This is a genomic window from Pseudomonas sp. Colony2 (genome assembly GCF_019382755.1).
Lineage (GTDB): Bacteria > Pseudomonadota > Gammaproteobacteria > Pseudomonadales > Pseudomonadaceae > Aquipseudomonas.
This window is the reverse complement of the sequence record NZ_CP080030.1, coordinates 5,002,418-5,021,297: the sequence shown is the minus strand read 5'-3', so window position 1 is coordinate 5,021,297 and position 18,880 is coordinate 5,002,418. Positions and strand designations below refer to the sequence as shown.

Annotated in this window: 16 protein-coding genes, 1 rRNA gene and 1 pseudogene; 8 read left to right on the top strand and 10 right to left on the bottom strand. The window is 61.7% G+C overall.

The genetic code is table 11. From position 1 onward, the window contains the following. The first annotated feature begins 1 nt into the window (after nucleotide 1). Nucleotides 2-117: ribosomal RNA gene (gene rrf, locus JV201_RS19925) — 5S ribosomal RNA — on the top strand. 102 nt (nucleotides 118-219) lie between these two features. On the opposite strand, the gene JV201_RS19920 is transcribed toward rrf, so the two are convergent. Beyond that, entirely contained in the window at nucleotides 220-1,110 is an 891-nt protein-coding gene (locus JV201_RS19920; RefSeq protein WP_219405963.1) for a LysR family transcriptional regulator, read from the bottom strand. Nucleotides 1,111-1,211: 101 nt separating this feature from the next. Between JV201_RS19920 and JV201_RS19915 the strand changes: the two genes are divergently transcribed. The 3 genes from JV201_RS19915 to JV201_RS19905 all read left to right on the top strand — a co-directional run bounded on the left by JV201_RS19915 (nucleotide 1,212) and on the right by JV201_RS19905 (nucleotide 5,274). After that, complete coding sequence (locus JV201_RS19915) at nucleotides 1,212-2,627, top strand: aldehyde dehydrogenase family protein (protein ID WP_219405962.1); 1,416 nt, start codon at nucleotides 1,212-1,214, stop codon at nucleotides 2,625-2,627. Between the two features lie 195 nt (nucleotides 2,628-2,822). After that, nucleotides 2,823-4,715, top strand: coding sequence for a penicillin-binding protein 2 (gene mrdA, locus JV201_RS19910; protein ID WP_003208249.1), 1,893 nt, complete (start codon nucleotides 2,823-2,825; stop codon nucleotides 4,713-4,715). Between the two features lie 91 nt (nucleotides 4,716-4,806). Further along, nucleotides 4,807-5,274: an SRPBCC family protein gene (locus JV201_RS19905; protein WP_134327048.1), complete on the top strand. Its 468-nt coding sequence runs from the start codon at nucleotides 4,807-4,809 to the stop codon at nucleotides 5,272-5,274. A gap of 21 nt (nucleotides 5,275-5,295) precedes the next feature. Here JV201_RS19905 and JV201_RS19900 read toward each other — a convergent pair whose 3' ends face one another. From JV201_RS19900 to JV201_RS19870, 7 genes are all read right to left on the bottom strand, one after another. Then, nucleotides 5,296-5,883 carry a hypothetical protein gene (locus JV201_RS19900; RefSeq protein WP_003208246.1) on the bottom strand — a complete coding sequence of 196 codons (588 nt, stop codon included), beginning with the start codon at nucleotides 5,881-5,883 and terminating at the stop codon, nucleotides 5,296-5,298. Nucleotides 5,884-5,963: 80 nt separating this feature from the next. Beyond that, nucleotides 5,964-6,935 (bottom strand): cyclase family protein, encoded by a 972-nt coding sequence (locus tag JV201_RS19895; protein WP_087695324.1) that lies wholly within the window; start codon nucleotides 6,933-6,935, stop codon nucleotides 5,964-5,966. A 27-nt stretch (nucleotides 6,936-6,962) separates the two neighbouring features. After that, entirely contained in the window at nucleotides 6,963-7,721 is a 759-nt protein-coding gene (locus tag JV201_RS19890; protein ID WP_008434578.1) for an SDR family oxidoreductase, read from the bottom strand. Between the two features lie 32 nt (nucleotides 7,722-7,753). Further along, the gene (locus JV201_RS19885; protein ID WP_219405961.1) at nucleotides 7,754-9,202 is read right to left on the bottom strand and encodes an aldehyde dehydrogenase family protein; all 1,449 of its coding nucleotides are present in this window, start codon (nucleotides 9,200-9,202) and stop codon (nucleotides 7,754-7,756) included. 2 nt (nucleotides 9,203-9,204) lie between these two features. After that, on the bottom strand, nucleotides 9,205-10,311 hold the full coding sequence (locus JV201_RS19880; protein ID WP_003208239.1) for a tartrate dehydrogenase: 1,107 nt from the start codon (nucleotides 10,309-10,311) through the stop codon (nucleotides 9,205-9,207). Nucleotides 10,312-10,431: 120 nt separating this feature from the next. Further along, on the bottom strand, nucleotides 10,432-11,313 hold the full coding sequence (locus tag JV201_RS19875) for a LysR family transcriptional regulator (protein WP_177067855.1): 882 nt from the start codon (nucleotides 11,311-11,313) through the stop codon (nucleotides 10,432-10,434). Between the two features lie 194 nt (nucleotides 11,314-11,507). Continuing rightward, nucleotides 11,508-13,742 carry a TonB-dependent siderophore receptor gene (locus JV201_RS19870; RefSeq protein WP_087695328.1) on the bottom strand — a complete coding sequence of 745 codons (2,235 nt, stop codon included), beginning with the start codon at nucleotides 13,740-13,742 and terminating at the stop codon, nucleotides 11,508-11,510. Between the two features lie 230 nt (nucleotides 13,743-13,972). On the opposite strand from JV201_RS19870, the gene JV201_RS19865 reads away from it, so the two are divergent. Then, nucleotides 13,973-16,330, top strand: a complete 2,358-nt coding sequence (locus JV201_RS19865) for a DNA polymerase II (RefSeq protein WP_003208233.1) — start codon at nucleotides 13,973-13,975, stop codon at nucleotides 16,328-16,330. Between the two features lie 72 nt (nucleotides 16,331-16,402). Continuing rightward, nucleotides 16,403-16,981: a GNAT family N-acetyltransferase gene (locus JV201_RS19860; RefSeq protein WP_102605362.1), complete on the top strand. Its 579-nt coding sequence runs from the start codon at nucleotides 16,403-16,405 to the stop codon at nucleotides 16,979-16,981. Here the strand turns inward: JV201_RS19860 and JV201_RS19855 are convergent. Then, the gene (locus JV201_RS19855) at nucleotides 16,978-17,193 is read right to left on the bottom strand and encodes an AbrB/MazE/SpoVT family DNA-binding domain-containing protein (protein WP_003208231.1); all 216 of its coding nucleotides are present in this window, start codon (nucleotides 17,191-17,193) and stop codon (nucleotides 16,978-16,980) included. The genes JV201_RS19860 and JV201_RS19855 overlap by 4 nt on opposite strands. 70 nt (nucleotides 17,194-17,263) lie before the next feature. Between JV201_RS19855 and JV201_RS19850 the strand changes: the two genes are divergently transcribed. Together JV201_RS19850 and JV201_RS19845 are read left to right on the top strand one after the other, a co-directional pair. After that, a complete protein-coding gene (locus JV201_RS19850) occupies nucleotides 17,264-17,884 on the top strand; it encodes a glutathione S-transferase N-terminal domain-containing protein (RefSeq protein WP_219405960.1) in 621 nt (206 codons plus the stop codon). 164 nt (nucleotides 17,885-18,048) lie between these two features. Continuing rightward, nucleotides 18,049-18,630 (top strand): DUF4174 domain-containing protein, encoded by a 582-nt coding sequence (locus tag JV201_RS19845; protein WP_134327043.1) that lies wholly within the window; start codon nucleotides 18,049-18,051, stop codon nucleotides 18,628-18,630. Between the two features lie 112 nt (nucleotides 18,631-18,742). Here JV201_RS19845 and JV201_RS29865 read toward each other — a convergent pair. Continuing rightward, nucleotides 18,743-18,880, bottom strand: a pseudogene (locus JV201_RS29865) (acetyltransferase); the annotation flags it as partial.

The window sequence follows — 18,880 nt, the reverse complement described above, 5'->3', positions numbered from 1 at the left end:
TCTTGACGACCATAGAGCATTGGAACCACCTGATCCCATCCCGAACTCAGCAGTGAAACGATGCATCGCCGATGGTAGTGTGGGGTTTCCCCATGTGAGAGTAGGTCATCGTCAAGATTAAATTCCAGAACCCCTGATTGCTTATGCAGTCAGGGGTTTTGTTTTGGGCGGTCTGAAAACGGGGAGAGAGCTGTTGGCCGTAAAAAAGATCCAGCCTGGTTAAAAGCCTCGCTCCCTGATCAACTCAATCAGTGCCCTTAACCCGGCCGGCACATGGCGCCTACCTGGGTAATAGAGGCGCAAGCAGTCAAAAGACGGCGTCCATTCCTCCAGTACGCGCACTAACGTCCCGTTCGCTAAATCGGCAGCGGCATTCCATTCCGTAAGATAGGTCAAGCCTAGTCCCGCCCTGGCAGCCTCAAGCATCAGAGTCGGATTATCCAGGGTCAAAACCCCTTGCACCTCGACAGCAAGCGCTTCGCCATGTCGCTCAAACTCCCAATGATAGATCGCCCCGCTGGGCATCCGGCTGCGAATACACTGATGGGCCCGCAGATCCATGGGACTGACGGGAACTGGGTTGAGAGCAAAATAGTCCGGGCTGCCCAATACCGAAAAACGCTGGGCCGGACTGATATCGACTGCGATCATGTCTTGAGGAACCGTATCCCCGAGCCGAATCCCCGCATCAAACCCCTGCGCGACGATATCCACCAGCCGCCCCTCAGTGACGATATCCAATTTCATCCGTGGATAACGTCGCAGATACTCCAGCAGCAACGGCATCACCTGCTTTGCCGCCCCCGCCGAGGTATTCAGGCGCAAGGTACCGCTGGGTTCCGCGCTGCGATTTCCTGCCTGTTCCAAGGCCGTGCGAATGCTCAACAGTGCAGGGGTAATGGTTTCGACAAACTCCGCGCCCACTTCAGATAACGACACGCTGCGCGTGGTGCGATTGAACAGCCTCACCCCCATCCGCGCTTCAAGCCCCGCGATAGAGTGGCTCAACGCCGATGTCGACACATTCAACTCGGTCGCCGCTGCACGAAAACTGCGATGCCGAGCCACTGCCAGCACCGCTTCCAACTCATTCAGCCCGGATGTATTCATTGTCCTGAATCGCTCATCAACTCATGCATATTTGTACGGCTTATCAGCTTAATAATAGTGACTTACCGTAGGACGCACTAGCTCAGCGTCCCGGAGGACCTATGCAATACATCAACCAGATTTACATCAACGGCGACTTTGTGACGCCCCATGGCGAAGAGCTTTTTGACCTGTTCAACCCTGCAACAGGCCAGCGTATCGGCCAGGTTCGATTGGCAAATGAACAAGACGCCCTGGATGCCATCGCTGCCGCCAAGCGAGCTTTTACCGCGTTCTCCCACAGCTCTAAAGATGTGCGCATCGACTATCTCAAACGCCTTCACGCCGCAGTTGAATCCATTGAGGACGCACTTACCGACGCGATTATCGAGGAGTACGGCGCCCCAATATCCCGTGCGCGGTGGATGGCCAGGCATGCAGCCAGCGTCCTGCAAGATGCCGCTTCAGTACTGGAGAGCTACAACTTCTCCCGACGCATTGGCATCGCCGAGGTGGTCATGCAGCCGCTGGGTGTGGCCGGCTTGATCACACCCTGGAACAGCAACGCCGGTTTTATCTGCGGCAAGCTCGCTGCGGCGTTGGCCGCCGGCTGTACCGCCGTGATCAAACCCAGTGAAATGAGCGCAATCCAGACCTCGCTAGTCACCCGCGCCCTGCATGACGCAGGCTTGCCTCCCGGTGTATTCAACATCGTCACTGGCCGTGGCGAAACCGTAGGCGCCGTGTTGAGCGCCCATCCCGACATCGCAAAAGTGTCCTTCACGGGTTCAACCGCTGTCGGCAAAACAATCCTGCGGACCGGCGCCGAGACCCTGAAGCGCGTGACCCTAGAGCTGGGCGGCAAATCACCGGTGCTGATTCTCGATGATGCGGACCTCAAGACGGCCGTGCCCATGGCCCTTCAGGCCGGTTTCATGAACAGCGGCCAGGCCTGTATCGCCGGCACTCGAATCCTGGTACCCGAAAGTCGTTTGGAAGAAATCGAAGCGCTGATGATCGACGAGGTGGGCAACGTGCAAGCCGGCGACCCTCGTGACCCAGCCACTGCGGTCGGCCCCATGGTCAGCCAAAAACAGTGGGAGCGCGTACAGCGCTACATTCAGATCGGGATCGAGGAGGGCGCCCACCTATTGGCAGGAGGTCGCGGTTTGCCTGAGGGCATCAAAGCCGGGTGGTTCGTAAAACCAACCGTATTCAGCCGGGTGACCAACCAAATGGCCATCGCCCGCGAGGAGATTTTCGGCCCAGTGCTCTCGATCATTACCTACGCAACCGAGGAAGAGGCCCTGACCATCGCCAACGACACACCCTACGGCCTCCAGGCATACATCCTGTCTTCAAATCCCGAACGCGCCCGCAGGCTGGCCAGCCGTATAGACGCTGGCCGAGTGCTGATCAATACCCTGGCCCATGAACCTCTAGCGCCGTTTGGTGGCTTCAAGCAATCGGGTATCGGCCGCGAGTACGGCACATTCGGCCTCGAAGCCTTCCTGGAGCCCAAGTCGATCCTGAGCTGATCGTCAGCATAAAAACGCATGAATAAGGTCAACGGCTCAAACCAAAGTGCATGAACAGGCTCCATTAGCACACCGTTCAGGGAAATCGATGCAAAGTGTTTCTGCATTTTTGGTATGGTGCAGCACATTTTCACAAGGACTGATTTTTCCTCCGCAGGAAGCGGCGTCGACCTTATTCAACGAGATGCTGTAGAAATGCCTGAACCAATACCGATCAAGGATCACGAAAAAGAAAACCGCCTGGTCAACAAGCGGCTGCTGGCCTGCGCGCTGCTGGTAATCGGCATTACCTGCGCCCTGGTAGGTCGGATGTACTTCCTGCAGGTGGTGCAGTACGACTACCACTCCACCATTTCCGAAAACAATCGCGTCCACGTCCTGCCGATCACACCGACCCGCGGCCTGATCTATGACCGCAACGGCGTAGTACTTGCCGACAACCGTCCCAGCTACAACCTGACCATCACCCGCGAGCGCACCACCGATCTCAAAGGAGAGCTGGACGCTATCGTCAGCCTCCTGCATTTGCCCGCCGAGGACCGTGGCGTATTTGATAAGGCGCTCAAGCAAGCCCGTCATCCCTTCGTGCCCGTCACCCTGTTCTACGAGCTGACCGAAGAGCAGATCGCCGTGCTGGCCGTCAACGAATTCCGCCTGCCGGGCGTGGATGTCGAGCCGCAATTCGTCCGCCATTATCCGCTGGGTGCGCACTTTGCCCACTCCATTGGCTACGTAGGCCGGATCAACGAAAAAGAATCCAAAGCCCTCGACTCAGTGGAGTACCGGGGCACCCAGTCCATTGGTAAAACCGGGATCGAGCGTTTCTACGAGTCCGAGTTGCATGGCCACGTCGGCTATGAAGAAGTTGAAACCAACGCCCAGGGCCGCGTCCTGCGGGTGCTCAAGCACACCGACCCGATCCCCGGCAAAAACATCGTGCTGAGCCTGGACGTCAAACTCCAGGAAGCCGCCGAAGAAGCCCTCGGCGACCGCCGTGGTTCGGTGGTTGCTCTCGACCCGGCAACCGGCGAAGTGCTGGCGATGGTCAGCAAGCCAAGTTTCGACCCGAACCTGTTTGTCACCGGCATCAGCTTCAAGGAATACGCCGCGCTGCACGACTCCCTCGACCGTCCGCTGTTCAACCGCGTGCTGCGCGGGCTCTACGCGCCGGGTTCGACGATCAAGCCGGAAGTCGCCATCGCTGGCCTCGACAGCGGCGTGGTTACCGCCCAGACCCGGGTGTTCGACCCGGGCTATTACCAACTCCCGGATTTCGACCACAAATACCGCAACTGGAACCACAGCGGCGATGGTTGGGTGGACATGGACGCAGCGATCATGCGCTCCAACGACACCTACTTCTACGACCTGGCCCACAAGCTGGGTATCGACCGCCTGCACGACTACCTGGCCGAGTTCGGCCTTGGCCAGAAAGTCTCCCTCGACATGTTCGAAGAGTCAGCCGGCCTGATGCCGTCCCAAGCCTGGAAGCGCGCTACCCGGCGCCAGCCTTGGTTCCCGGGTGAAACCGTGATCCTCGGCATCGGCCAGGGTTACATGCAGGTCACCCCGTTGCAGCTGGCCCAGGCCACTGCGCTGATCGCCAACAAGGGTGTGTGGAACCGACCGCACCTGGCCAAGACCATCAATGGCGTGCCGCCGGTGGATGAAAACCCGATGCCCAACGTGGTGCTCAAAGACCCGCGCGACTGGGAGCAGGTCAACCACGGCATGCAATTGGTAATGCACGATCCACGCGGTATCGCCCGGGCGGCTGCAGCCGGTGCGCAGTACCGGATTGCTGGCAAGTCTGGTACTGCGCAGGTAGTGGCGATCAAGCAGGGCGAGCGTTACAACCGTCTCAAGACCCTGGAGCGCAACCGCGACAACGCCTTGTTCGTCGGCTTTGCCCCGGCGGAGCACCCGCGGATCGTGATTTCGGTGATGATCGAAAACGGCGAGGCCGGTGGCCGAGTGGCGGGGCCGGTGGTGCGCCAGATCATGGACGCCTGGCTGCTCGATCAGGAAGGCCACTTGAAGCCGCAATACGCAACCCCTGCCAAGGCGCCGGGTGATCCCCACGTTTGACGCCACAAGGGCATGACACCGTCATGCCCTATCCCTTTTCAAAGGTTGCGCATTGGTCGATGTCGCCTACTGTCAATACAGGAGGTGTCTCATGCACGAATCAAATGAAATCAAACGTAAAGTCCTGCTCAACGCTCCACGCCAACGGGTCTGGGAAGCACTGACCGACGCCGAGCAATTCGGCAGCTGGTTTGGCATCGCCCTCAAGGGCAAACAGTTTGCCCAGGGCCGGGCCATTGAAGCCCCGATCACCTATCCCGGTTACGAGCACGTGGTGTGGAAGGCAAGGATCGAGCGGCTTGAACCACAGACGCGGTTCTCTTTCAGTTGGCATCCCTACGCGGTAGACGAGGGAGTTGATTACGACGCCGAAACCCCAACGCTGGTGGAGTTCACCCTCGAGGATCACGCCGAAGGCATCTTGTTGCGGGTGGTGGAGTCAGGTTTTGACGGGATCCCGGACGTTCGCCGCCAGAAGGCCTACAAGAAGAACTCCCGAGGCTGGGATGATCAGATGAACAACATCGAAGACTATCTGGCGAAATCCCATCAGCCGTGAGCTGATGGGGCGCCGCATTCATCAGCCTTCGTGGGCGGTGCTGATTTCCAGGGTATCGGTGTAGGTCACCAACACGCTTTGGCCGACCTTGAGGTCTTTGAGGCCGGCGCGAATTTCCGGTTTCTCCACGGTCAGCACTTTGCTCTGGCCCGCCGGGTTTTCCAGGGTTACCTGGTTTTTCGCCAGGTCAATGTGGGTGATCTTCAACTGCACCTGTACCTGGCGGAAGGCCGCACCGCCCGGGTTCGGGTTATCCGCGGTGGCGCGCAAGACGCCAGTCTTCTCGGTGGCGTCCGGTGCGCTCTTGTCGATGTCGGTGTCCAGCACGGCGGCGACCGAATGGGTCACCAGCACCTTGACCTGATCACCTACCTTGAGATTGCCCAGGTCCTTGGCCTGGTCGCTGAGCTGCACATGCACCTTGCGGCCTTCGGCACCTTCGAGCACCACCTGATGGTTGGCGGCATCCACCTCCAGCACCTTGGTGGTCACCTCATCGGCTTCCAGCGACTTGGACAACGGGATATCGGCAGCATGTGCCGTCAGGGCACCAGCAGACAGCAGGGTTGCCAGGGCAATTGCCTGGCGAAGAGGGCGCAATACATTCATTGAGTGGACTTCCATGTGAGAGGAGCCTTGAGTCTAGTGGCGCGTTCGCGATTCGCAAATTCGCCACTGAGACGGAACGGCTACTTGATCACCACCGGATTCACCGGTGCGCCACTGCCCCCGACAATCTTCAGCGGGGCGGCGGTGTAGAGGAATTTCCACTGGCCGTCGTCCGCACAATCGGCGGCCAGTTCCTCCAGCAACACGATTTCGGTGAAGGCGATCCCCAGGTTGCGCATCAGCGCGCAATGCAGCGGAATCTGCACCCCGGACACCGGGTCGGTGATCACTTCGTTGGCGATGGTGTCGGTCACCAGATTGGGGATTTCCATCTCGTGGAACCACTCCACAAGCTCCCGGCTGTAGGTCAGCCCCGGCTCCATCAGGTCCTTGAAGAACTCGGTCTTGCCCAGCTCATAAAACGCCCCCATGGACCCGGTGCGGATGATCAGGATGTCACGTTTTTCAATAGTCACGCCCTGGGCTTTGGCGGCGTCGAGCAGGTCCAGGTGGTTGAAGGTTTCGCCCCGGCCCAGGCACTTCTTGCCGCGATGGCGGGCCATGTCGATCAGCACCGCACGGCCCACCACGCCGCGTTCGGCAATCGCCAGCACGCTGGCCTTGGCCATGCCGCCAACGGTGGTCTGGGCGTCGTAGCCGTTCCACAGTTGATTGTCGTACCAGGCGTGGCCGAGGGCGTCGTACTGGGTCGAGCCTTGCAGCTGCATGAAGATCACGTCATCGGAATACGCCGCACCACCGGTCATGTGCGGCTGTTTGCCGAAGTGGTAATGGCTGTGGTCGAGGGTGTTGAAGCGCATCGACGGGTTGCGCGCCGGCCACATCGGGTCGCCGTCGGGGTGGCCGATCTGCACTTGCAGGGTAAAGGTCTTGCCCTGGCGCACCGAGGCCACGCCCCGCAGTACTTCGGCTTCAGTCAGGTAATTGAGGGCGCCGACTTCGTCGTCCGGGCCCCATTTACCCCAGTTCTTTGGCAGGCCTTCAAGCAATTCGCGGGTGTTCGGCTCGTTCTTATTATGAAGATCACACATAGCAATTCCGGTCCCTGTGAGAGTGAGTTACACGCAGCGCCCGCCATCGACTTCAAGGCAAGTGCCGGTGATGAACGCCGCTTCGTCCGACGCCAGGTACAGGCAGGCGTTGGCCACATCTTGCGGGGTGGAAAAGCGCCCCAGGGGAATGGTCGCCATGAATTTCTGGCGGTTTTCCGGGGTGTCCGGCACGCCCATGAATTCGCTGAGCAACGCCGTGGCACCCACTACCGGGTTCACGCAGTTGACGCGGATATTGTCCGGCCCCAGCTCCGCCGCCATGGTCTTGCTCATGACCACCACTGCGCCCTTGCTGCCGTTATACCAGACCAGTCCCGGACGCGGGCGGATCGCCGCCGTCGAGGCAATATTGACGAACACGCCGCCGCCCTGGCCGCGAAAATGCGGCACAAAATGCTTGGCGCTCAAGAAGATGCTTTTGACGTTGACCGCAAACACCCGGTCGAATTCGGCTTCGTCGACTTCCAGCATCGGCCGGTTGCGGTGGGTGGTACCGGCGTTGTTGATGACGATATCGAGGCCGCCGAACTGCTCCAAAGTGCCACGCAGCAGGGCGCCCATGCTTTCATCGTTGGCCACGTTGACCTCGATGAAATGCGCATGGCCGCCGCTTTCGGCGATTTCATTGACCACCCGCTGACCGCCGACGGCGTTCATGTCGGCGACGATGACCTTGGCGCCCTGGCGCGCGAAAGTCTTGGCGATGCCCTCGCCAAACCCCGAACCGGCGCCGGTGACGATCGCGACTTTATTGGCTAAACGCATGGTGTGTTCTCCGTTCTTGTTGTTGTGAGGAATCAACCGTGTTTGATCGCTATGGTCTTCAAGGTGGTAAAGCCCAGCAGCGCCTCGAAGCCTTTTTCCCGCCCATACCCGCTGGCCTTCACGCCGCCGAATGGCAATTCAACGCCGCCACCGGCGCCATAGTTATTGATGAACACCTGGCCACAACGCAGGGTGCGCGCCAGGCGCATTTGCCGCGCGCCATCGCGGGTCCACACGCCGGCCACCAGGCCGAACTCGGTGCCGTTGGCCAGGCGAATCGCTTCGGCTTCATCATCGAAGGGCATCACGGCCAGCACCGGGCCGAACACTTCCTGTTGCGCCAGGCGACTGTCAGGCGGCACATCGCGAAACAGCACCGCCTCCTGGAAATACCCGCCGCTGCCGGCCTCGGCAACCACCGTTCCGCGCGCGGCGACGGTGATCCCTTCCTGTTCGGCTTGACGAATAAACTCGCGCACCAGGCGCAGCTGCTTCTGATTGATCAGCGGGCCCATGTCCAGGTCCAGCGCCGAAGGCCCGGCGCGCAGTTCGCTGAAACGTTGGCTGAGGCGTGCGAGCAGGGTTTCGTAAATGCTGCGTTCCACCAGCAAACGGCTGCCGGCGGAGCAGGTTTGCCCGCAGTTCTGAATGATGGCGTTGACCAGCACCGGCAACGCTTCATCCAGGTCGGCATCGGCGAACACCAGTTGCGGCGACTTGCCGCCCAACTCCAGGGTGACCGGGCAGTGGCGTTCGGCAGCGGCTTTCGACACGGCAGTACCGGTGGCGGTGGAGCCGGTGAACGAAATGTGATCGATGCCCGGGTGTGCACACAACGCCGCGCCGGCTTCGTAGCCGTAACCGGTGACTACGTTGATCGCGCCGGCTGGAAAACCAACCTCGGCAGCGATTTCCGCCAGGCGCAGCAACGACAGGCTGGCATCTTCCGCCGGCTTGACCACGCACGCATTGCCCGCCGCCAACGAGGCGCCGACGCTGCGCCCGAAAATCTGCATCGGGTAATTCCACGGGATGATATGCCCGGTCACCCCGTGGGGTTCGCGCACCGTCAACACCGTGTAGCCGGCCTGGTACGGCAGGGTTTCGCCGTGCAGTTTGTCGGCGGCACCCGCGTAGTATTCGAAATAGCGGGCAAGGGCGGTGGCATCGGCGCGGGCGACTTTCAGCGCCTTGCCGGTGTCCCGCGCCTCGATCTGCGCCAGCTCTTCATGATGTTCCAGCACCGCCACGCCAAGCTTGGCCAGCAAACGGCTGCGTTCCATGGCAGACAACCGGCCCCACGGGCCGTCGAAGGTTTCGCCGAGTGCCAGGCGTGCCGCGCTGATCGCCGCCTCGATATCGGCGGCCGTGCCACGGGCGATGCTCGAATAGGTTTCGCCGGTGCTGGGGTCGATCACCGGAATGTCTTCCAGCGAGGTCGACGCCAGCCATTGGTTGGCGATGTAATGTGCGTTGGTCATGTTCAACTCCTGTTCCCTGCGACGCATTCGGCGATGGCGCGACCCACTTCGACAGTGCTGGCGCTGCCGCCCATTTCCCGGGTGCGCGGGCCTTCGGCAAGCACCGTTTCGATGGCGGACACGATGGCTGCCGCCGCTTCCTGGTAAAGCGGATCACCGTCGCCCAGGTGCTCGATCATCAGCGCGGCCGACCAGATCTGCCCGATGGGATTGGCGACACCGAGCCCGGCAATATCCGGCGCGGAACCGTGCACCGGCTCGAACAGCGACGGGTAGCGCCGCTCGGGATTGAGGTTGGCCGACGGCGCAATGCCGATGGTGCCGGTGCACGCCGGGCCGAGGTCGGAAAGGATGTCGCCGAACAGGTTGGAGGCCACCACTACATCGAACCAGTCGGGATGCTGCACGAAGTGCGCGCACAGAATGTCGATGTGGAACTTGGCGGTCTTCACGTCCGGGTAGCGCCGGGCAATTTCGTTGACCCGCTCGTCCCAGAACGGCATGGTGATCGAGATACCATTGGATTTGGTCGCCGCCACCAGGTTTTTCCGCGGCCGCTGTTGCGCCAGTTTGAAGGCGTAGTCCACCACGCGGTCCACGCCTTCGCGGGAGAAGATCGACTCCTGCACTGCGATTTCCCGCGCCGTGCCTTCCCACATGCGGCCGCCAACGCTGGAGTATTCGCCCTCGGTATTTTCCCGCACCACGATAAAGTCGATGTCCCCCGGCACGCGGCCGGCCAGCGGGCAGGGCACGCCGGGCATCAGGCGCACCGGGCGGATATTCACGTATTGATCGAACTGGCGGCGGATCTTCAGCAGCGACTCCCACACCGCAGTGTGGTCGGCAATGATGTCGGGCGCACCCACCGCGCCGAAGAAGATCGCGTCATGGCTGCCGATCTGTTCGGCCCAGTCGTCGGGCATCATCGTGCCGTGGGCCAGGTAGTGTTCGCTGCACCAGGCAAAGTGGTCGAAGTGAAAGTGAATACCGAAGCGCCGGCTGACAGCGTCCAGTACCCGCAGGCCTTCGGGCACCACTTCGCGGCCGATGCCGTCGCCGGGAATCACGGCGATGCGGTGGGTGGGGCGGGTGTGGGATTGGGACACGCCGTGTCTCCTGTCTTGTTTTTATAGGAAGGTCTGGCGGGGGCATTCTTGGCACAGCTGTGACAACAGGGGAATTGCTAATTGTGGAATCGGCCTTCGCAAAATTCGAAGGCCAAAGGTTTACGCAGGGTTGGCGCTCAGGTAGTCGAACAGTGCCAGGCTCGTCAGTGACGGCTGTTCCTTGCGCATGCACAGGTACATCTGCCGGTCGGCCCAGCTGTCGTCGATTTCGATAAAGCGCAAGGCCATCTCCTTGCGGAAGATCTGCACCGCGCCCTGTGGCAACACGCCCACACCCTGGCCGGCGGCGATCAAGCGGCACACTGCTTCGAAACTGCGCACCTGCACCCGCAGCCGCAACGGCATGCCGATCGCCGCGGCGGCCTCGGTAATCAACGGGGTGATGGCGGCGTTGTCTTCCAGGCCGACGAAGTCGTAGCCGAGCAAATCCTCGAAGCGCGCATGGCGCATTTTCAGTGGGTGGTCATTGGGCACGAGCAGGCACAGGCGGTCCTGGCAGTAGGGCTCGAACCGCAGCTCTTCGCTGGGGCGGGTGGTGACGATACCGACATCCGCCACGCCCTCGCGCACGGCCTGGAGGATCTCCCGGCTGCGCTCCTCGCGAATATCCAGGCGGATGCCCGGGTGCAAGGTGTTCCACTGGGTCAGTTGGCGCGGCAGTTCCTGGCTCATCGCCGAACTGTTGGCGTACAGGCAAACCCGGCCGGTGGCGCCCTTGGCGTAATCGGCGAGATCGGCGTGCATGCCGTCCACGGCCCGCAGGATCGATTGTGCATGCTGGGCCAATACTTCCCCGGCTGCCGTCGGTGAAACGCCGGTGGAGGTGCGGGTCAGCAGGGCGACCTTGAAGTGCTGCTCCAGCAGCGACAGGCGTCGGCTGGCGGCAGAGAGGGAGAGATGGGATTGCTCGGCCGCCCGGGACAGGTTGCCCAGCTTGATCGCCTTGAGGAACAGCTCGATGGAAGTGAGGTCGGGGGACATGCCGGGGTCCTTGTGCGCAGTGGTTGGGAAACTACGCAGTTGGCGTTCGGCTGTCCAATGTCCGGCAAACAACCCGGGTGAAAGCAGATCTGCTTTCTGTAGGAGCTGGCTTGCCTGCGATAGCATCACCGAGGTGCATCTGACACACCGAGGTGCCCGCATCGCAGGCAAGCCAGCGCCCACATTGACAGGGGTTAGAAGTCGATACTGGCCGACAGCTTGGCCACGCGCGGGTCACCTTGGGTCAGGTAGCCGCCGAGTGCCGATTCCCAGTACTTGGTATTGGCGACGTTCTCCACAGTGGCGCCGAGGGTGACGTCACGCTGTTCCACCTTGAAGGTGTAGCGGGCGCCCACGTCGAAGCGGTTCCAGGCGGGCAGGCTGAGGTTGTTGGCCGCGTCGGCATATTGGCCGCCGGTGCGCAGCATCCGTCCGTTGACTGTCACGCCTTGCAGGCCTGGTACATCCCAGTCCACGCCGGCATTCAGTTGGAAGGTCGGTACGCCGATGGCGCGGTTGCCGTCGTTGGCGCCGTTCTGGGTGCCGTGGACTTCGGTGTGGATGATGGTTGCGCCGCCCAGCAGGCGCAGGCCGGCGATCGGTTCACCGAACACGTTGAGCTCAACGCCTTTGTTGACTTGCTCGCCCTGGCGAACATAGGTGGCGCTCAAGCCGTCGGCGCTGAGTTGTGAGTAACCGTCAGTTGGTTGCTCGATGCGATACACACCCAGGGTTGCGCCATAGGTACCCATGTCGAGCTTGACCCCGGCTTCGGTCTGTTTCGAGCGCGCCGGGGCATAGGCCTGGCCGGCATTGGTGATGGGCGCGGTGCCGGCGTTCTGAGGTGCGGTCGGGCCCTGGGCCAAGCCTTCGATATGGTTGGCATAGAACGACACGTGGTCCCATGGCTTGAACACCAAGCCGTACACCGGTGTGGTGATCGACTTGTCGTAATTGGCGTTACGTGGGCCCGACCCGTAGGCATACCCTTGGACCACCAGTTCCTGGCGGCGCAACCCGGCGGTCACCAGCAAGCGATCATCCATAAAGCCCAGGGTGTCCGAGACCGCTGCACTGCGGGCGAAGGTCTTGGCGGTGATGCCCGGATCGTTCAGGTCGCCGCCGACGAAACTGCCCTTGACCGGTTCGGCAACGTCCACCGGGTTATAGATATTGCTGGCGTGGCCGTTGAGGTCGAAGTCATAGGCGTTGCGCGTCTGGGCCCAGATCCCGGTCAACCCGAAGTTCAGTTTGTGGCTGACAGCGCCGGTCTGGAACTTGCCATTCAAGCCCGCCATCAGGCTGGTGTTGTCTTCCTGGTGGGCGATGCGCGAGCCGCTGACGGTGGCATTGCCCAGGGTGTCATTCAACGTGACCGAGGAGTAACGGCCAATCTCGTTGGTGTGCTTGGCGCCGCCTGCGATGTAGGCGGTCCAGTTGTCGTTCAGGTCGTACTCGGCGCGCAACATGCCGAAAGTGTCTTCCAGGCTGCTGGTGCCCCAGCTCGGCGCGTAGTTGGTGTCGGCCGAAGGCGCGTTGGGGATATGGGTCAGGTTCTGGCCGAGCAACACGGTGTTGCGCCCGCCATTGATCTGCTGTTTCGAGTAGACAAAGTCTCCCGACAAACGCAGCGCATCACCGCGATAGTCCAGGCCAACCGCAAACAGCTTCGAACGCTGGCTCTCGTCATCGATCCCGGTGTCGCCTTCGCGCTGGGAAATATTCACCCGTGCGCCAAAACGATTGTCCTCGCCAAAACGTTGCCCGATATCCAGGTGCTCGCCGACCCGGCCATCGCTGCTGATGTCGGTGCTGAAACGCCGCAACGGCACATCATCGGCGCGCTTGGGTTGCAGGTTCACGCCGCCGCCAATCCCGGAACCGCCGGGCGTCACGCCATTGATAAAGGCGTTGGGGCCCTTGAACACTTCAACCCGCTCCAGGGCGTCGGTGGACATGATCTGGCGCGGCAGGATGCCGTACAGACCGTTGAACGAAATGTCATCGCCGTTCAGCGGCAGGCCACGGATCACAAAGGCCTGGGCCTGGTTCGCGTACCCCGACGCCTGGCGCACGGACGAATCGTTGAGCAGCACATCGCCGACGTTCTCGGCCTGCTGGTCACGGATCAATTTTTCGGTGTAGGAAGACATGCTGAAGGGCACGTCCATGATGTCCTGGTTGCCCAGCACCCCCAGTTGCCCGCCGCGGGCGACCTGGCCGCCGGCGTACACCGGGGGCAGGGCGTTGGGCGTGGCCGCGTCGGCGCTGATGGTGGTAGCGCCCAGTTCCAGAGCCTTGCCGTCCTGACTGTTGTTCGCATCCTGCGGGGTTTCTGGAGTGGCGGCGTGAGCGGCGAGGCTCAGGGAGCAGCAAAGGGCGAGCAGGGTAGGGCGAAACGGCACAGCCAAACGGGTGGAAGTGGGCATGGTCGATCCTGACGGCGAACCGTCAATGTGAGGAAAAGGGCAACAACGTTGCGCGTCCTCGCTGCGCGGATACGACTCCGGTGCGAATGATAGTAATTGTCATTAATGTTCTGCAACAAGTTTGTGAGATTACTCTCTCCGTATACGTAGGCCATTTCGGTTAAATCGCCGCGCCGTGGCACAGGCCGAGTAGAATCACGCCCTGAAAGTGATTCTTGAGGTGTGGCAAGGTGGATTTACAGCAGGGGTTTGTCCTGACCCGGCATTGGCGCGACACCCCGGCGGGCACGGAGGTCAGCTTTTGGCTGGCTACCGATCAAGGCCCCAGGTTCGTGCGCTTGCCGGTGCAGACCTCCGTGATGTTCATCCCGCAAGCCCATCGCAAGCCGGCCGAGCTGCAGCTCAAGGGCGAGCGCGGTATCGAGTTGCGTGACCTGGCGCTCTGCGACTTCCACCATCGCCCGGTGCTGGGCCTCTACACCAAACAGCATCGCCAATTGATGGACCTGGAAAAGCGCCTGCGTCGAGCCGGCATCGACGTCTACGAAGGCGATGTGCGCCCGCCCGATCGCTACATGATGGAGCGCTTCATCACCGCGCCGGTGTTGTTCGGCGGCAAAGCGGGCGAGGGCGGCATGCTGGTGGAGGCGCAGATGAAACCCGCGCCGGATTACCGCCCGCCCCTCAAGCTGGTGTCGCTGGACATCGAGACCACCGCCCAGGGCGACCTGTATTCCATCGCCCTGGAAGGTTGCGGCGAGCGCCAGGTGTACATGCTCGGCCCGCCCAACAACACCGATGCGGTGGACTTCAAGCTCGACTACTGCGACACCCGCGCCGAACTCCTCGAACGCCTGAATGTGTGGCTCGCCACCCATGATCCCGACGCGATCATCGGCTGGAACCTGGTGCAGTTCGACCTGCGCGTGCTGCACGAACATGCGCAACGCCTGAACGTGCCGCTGCTGCTGGGCCGTGGCGGCGATGCCATGGGCTGGCGCGAGCACGGCAGCCGCAATCACTACTTCGCGGCAGCGGCCGGGCGGTTGATCATCGATGGCATCGAAGCCTTGCGCTCGGCCACCTGGAGTTTCGAATCCTTCAGCCTGGAAAACGTCGCCCAGACCTTGCTCGGTGAAGGTAAATCGATCTCCACGCCGTACCAGCGCATGGACGAAATCAACCGCATGTTCGCCGAGGACAAGCCCGCGCTGGCACGCTACAACCTCAAGGACTGCGAGCTGGTCACGCGGATTTTCGAGAAGACCGAGCTGCTGAAATTCCTCCTCGAACGAGCCAGCGTCACCGGCTTGCCGGCAGACCGCAACGGCGGTTCGGTGGCAGCGTTCACGCACCTGTACATGCCGCTGATGCACCGCCAGGGTTTCGTCGCGCCGAACCTGGGAGACAAACCACCCCAGGCCAGCCCCGGCGGGTTTGTCATGGATTCGCGCCCGGGCCTCTACGAGTCGGTGCTGGTGCTTGACTACAAAAGCCTCTACCCGTCGATCATCCGCAGCTTTCTGATCGACCCGGTGGGCCTGATCGAAGGCCTGCGTCACCCCGAAGACAGCGAGTCGGTGGAAGGCTTTCGCGGTGCGCGGTTTTCCCGCACCCGGCATTGCCTGCCGTCGATTGTCGCGCGGGTTTCCGAGGGCCGCGAAGTGGCCAAGCGCGAACACAACGCGCCGCTGTCCCAAGCGCTGAAGATCATCATGAACGCCTTCTACGGCGTACTCGGCTCCAGTGGTTGCCGCTTCTTCGACACGCGACTGGCATCGTCCATCACCCTGCGCGGCCACCAGATCATGCGCCAGACCCGCGAGTTGGTCGAAGCCCGGGGTTATGAGGTGATCTACGGCGATACCGACTCGACTTTTGTCTGGCTCGGCAGCCCCCATTCCCAGGAAGACGCGACGCGCATCGGCCTGGACCTGGTGCAGCACGTCAACACCTGGTGGCGCGAGCGCCTGCAGAGTGAGTTCGGCCTGCAAAGCGCCCTGGAACTGCAATACGAAACCCACTTCAGCCGCTTCCTGATGCCGACCATTCGTGGTGCGGAAGAAGGCAGCAAAAAGCGCTACGCCGGGCTGGTCACCCGTGCCGACGGCAGCGAAGAAATGGTCTACAAGGGCCTGGAAACCGTACGCAGCGACTGGTCGCCCCTGGCCCGGCAATTCCAGCAGGAACTCTACCAGCGCATCTTCCACCGCCAGCCCCACCAGGATTATGTGCGCGACTACGTACGTCGCACCTTGAGCGGCGAGCTCGACGACCTGCTGATCTACCGCAAGCGCCTGCGCCGGCAACTGGGCGACTACGAGCGCAACGTACCGCCCCACGTGCGCGCCGCGCGGCTGGCCGACGAATACAACGACCGCCAGGGTCGCCCGCGCCAGTACCAGAACGGTGGCTGGATCAGCTACGTGATCAGCGTCAACGGCCCCGAACCGCTGGAAGTGCGCCAGGCACCGATCGACTACGACCACTACGTCACCCGGCAACTGCAACCGGTGGCGGACGCGATCCTGCCGTTTGTAAACGATGACTTCGGCACCCTGGTGGGCGGCCAGATGGGCTTGTTCTGAAACGGCTTGCCTTGAGGTGGCGAGAGCCTGCAATCTTGGCCACTGACGACCACCAGACAGCGCAGCCCTCCCATGACTGAAATCACCCTGACCGGCACCACGGTCGAACTCCGGCCCCTGCAACGCGAACACGCCACTGCCCTGGTACAGGCTGCTGCCGACGGGCAGTTGTGGAACCTCAAGGTGACCAACGTGCCGGGGCCCGACACCGTCGAAAAGTACGTGGACATTGCCCTGGCCGGGCGTGAGGCGGGCACCGTGATGCCGTTTGTCATCGTGCGCCGCGACACCGGTGAAGTGGTGGGCAGCACCCGGTTCTGGAAGGTCGACCGGGTCAATCGCAAGCTGGAGATCGGCCACACGTTTATCAGCCAGTCGGTGCAGAAGTCCGGGGTCAACACCGAGGCCAAGCTGTTGCTGCTGACCCACGCGTTTGAAGTGATGGAGTGCGTGCGGGTGCAGTTCACCACCGATGAACTCAACGAAAAATCCCGGGCCGCGATCCTGCGCCTCGGCGCGGTACAGGAAGGGATCGTGCGCCACGAGCGCATCATGCCCGATGGCCGCAAGCGCAACTCGGTGCGCTTCAGCATCATTGATCCGGAATGGCCACAGGTGAAGGCGGCGTTGCAAGCCAGGCTGGCTCGCTAGGGCTTATGGCTCAGCTCTTCCACCAACTCATCCATCCGGTCGGCAATTTTCGGCGTGGTCGACAGCACAAAGCCTTTTTGCGTGCCCACATAGGTCTCGACGATGTACAGCGTGTCGCCCACATCCAGCCCCAGTTCCTGCAAGGCTTCGTCTGGCAGGCGGATGGCGCCGTCGCCGTCCCAGTCTTCGATCGTGACGCGTTTGCTGTGCATGATGGCTTCCCGTTGAACGAATGAACGGCCTAGCCTAACACCTCAATCCCCTGCCAGGAGGCTTGGCACTGTGTACACCCTTTACGGAACCCAAGGCACCGGCTCGTGCATCATCGAAATTGCCCTGCAGCGTTGCGGTGTCGAGTGGTGCCAGGTCGACGCCTGCTCCTGGGAAGACCGCGTGGGCAACGAGGCGTTGGCGCGGATCAACCCGCTCAAGCAAATCCCCACTCTGCAACTGCCCAATGGCAGCGTGTTGACGGAAAGCGCGGCGATCCTGATTCACCTGGGCCTGCAGTTTCCCGCCTCAGGGCTGCTGCCCGAGGAGCCCGCCCAAGTCATTCGCGGCCTGGTGTACATCGCCGCCAACTGTTACTCGGCGATTGGCATCATCGACTATCCGGAACGCTGGACCGACAGCCCCGATGCGCAGCAGCATGAACAGTTGATCAGCGGCACCCGTCGCTGCCTGCATAGGGCCTGGGAGGTGTTTGCCGATCAATTTGCCGAGCAACTGTTCACCCCGGCGCAGGTTCCGAATGCACTGGCGATCATGGCTGCGGCGGTGTCGCGTTGGGCAGGCGGGCGGGACGCGCTGCAACAGTCGCGGCCTGAGTTTGCCCGGGTGCTGGCGCAGGTGGATGCCCACCCAAACGTAGCGCCGGTATTTGCCCGGCATTGGCCGTCGTGAGCATCCGCAATCAAAAGAAACAATGAGGCGTAAGGTGGCTAAACGCCTTGCGTCGCGGGCGTCCTGACCTACGCTTTCTGAAGTTGTTGTAGGAATCATCCTTGAATTTGACTGTCGCAGACATGAAACTCAAGAACCCTGCATGGAATTCAAAGGAGGTGTGCATGCTCATCCGGTCGCTGACCCTGGCTACCCTGATGGCTTTTACGGGGCCGCTGTTGGCCGCGGATGATCTCAATCCGCTCAAGCAGGACCTGGGCAAGTCCCGTCCGTTGGTGGTGGTGGAGCTCGACTCCGGCAACCCGACGTTGGCCACCCTCAAGAAACAGCTGGACGAGCCTGCCAACAAGCAGTCCTTTGAAGAGCGCAACATGGTGCTGTACACCGTGTCCTTTGGCAGCATCGGCGCTGAAGGCGAGAAGTTCGCCAAGGACGCGAAGGACAACAAGAAGCTCGCGCCGCCGGAAACCAACGCGCTGATCCGCGCACTCAAGCTGGGCGCCGGCAGTGGTACCAAGGTGATCCTAGTGGGCAAGGACGGCGAGAAAAAACTCGAGAAGACCGTGCCACCCGACACCCTCAGCCTGGCGGATTTCTTCAGCGCGATTGATCAGATGCCCCAGGCTGAAAAGGACCTTGCCGCCCCGGCCGAACCTGAGCCCGCTGCCCCTGCAGCAGGCAAGCCTGGCGCCAAGGCCGGCAAGAACTCCAAGCATCCAGCGCCACAACCGGCACTGGATGATTGAGCGTTTTTCTGTAGGAGCTGGCTTGCCTGCGATAGCATCACCTCGGTAATTCAGGCACACCGCGGTGATGCCACGCAGCCTCGCTAAAGCTCGACAGCTCCCACATCACGCCTCAAGCTCCAGGCTTTTCACCGGCCACCGCCGGTGCCTTGCGTATCGGGAAGGGGAAGTAGAAAAACCGCAGGAACGCTACCCGCTTGATCACTTCGCCGATCATCAACGGCACCACCACCGCCACCACCAGCCCGAT

Bases quoted from the DNA above. Each gene is read 5' to 3' on its own strand.
- JV201_RS19920 (WP_219405963.1), bottom strand. From the start codon at position 1,110: ATGAATACATCCGGGCTGAATGAGTTGGAAGCGGTGCTGGCAGTGGCT.
- JV201_RS19915 (WP_219405962.1), top strand. From the start codon at position 1,212: ATGCAATACATCAACCAGATTTACATCAACGGCGACTTTGTGACGCCC.
- mrdA (WP_003208249.1), top strand. From the start codon at position 2,823: ATGCCTGAACCAATACCGATCAAGGATCACGAAAAAGAAAACCGCCTG.
- JV201_RS19905 (WP_134327048.1), top strand. From the start codon at position 4,807: ATGCACGAATCAAATGAAATCAAACGTAAAGTCCTGCTCAACGCTCCA.
- JV201_RS19900 (WP_003208246.1), bottom strand. From the start codon at position 5,883: ATGAATGTATTGCGCCCTCTTCGCCAGGCAATTGCCCTGGCAACCCTG.
- JV201_RS19895 (WP_087695324.1), bottom strand. From the start codon at position 6,935: ATGTGTGATCTTCATAATAAGAACGAGCCGAACACCCGCGAATTGCTT.
- JV201_RS19890 (WP_008434578.1), bottom strand. From the start codon at position 7,721: ATGCGTTTAGCCAATAAAGTCGCGATCGTCACCGGCGCCGGTTCGGGG.
- JV201_RS19885 (WP_219405961.1), bottom strand. From the start codon at position 9,202: ATGACCAACGCACATTACATCGCCAACCAATGGCTGGCGTCGACCTCG.
- JV201_RS19875 (WP_177067855.1), bottom strand. From the start codon at position 11,313: ATGTCCCCCGACCTCACTTCCATCGAGCTGTTCCTCAAGGCGATCAAG.
- JV201_RS19870 (WP_087695328.1), bottom strand. From the start codon at position 13,742: ATGCCCACTTCCACCCGTTTGGCTGTGCCGTTTCGCCCTACCCTGCTC.
- JV201_RS19860 (WP_102605362.1), top strand. From the start codon at position 16,403: ATGACTGAAATCACCCTGACCGGCACCACGGTCGAACTCCGGCCCCTG.
- JV201_RS19855 (WP_003208231.1), bottom strand. From the start codon at position 17,193: ATGCACAGCAAACGCGTCACGATCGAAGACTGGGACGGCGACGGCGCC.
- JV201_RS19845 (WP_134327043.1), top strand. From the start codon at position 18,049: ATGCTCATCCGGTCGCTGACCCTGGCTACCCTGATGGCTTTTACGGGG.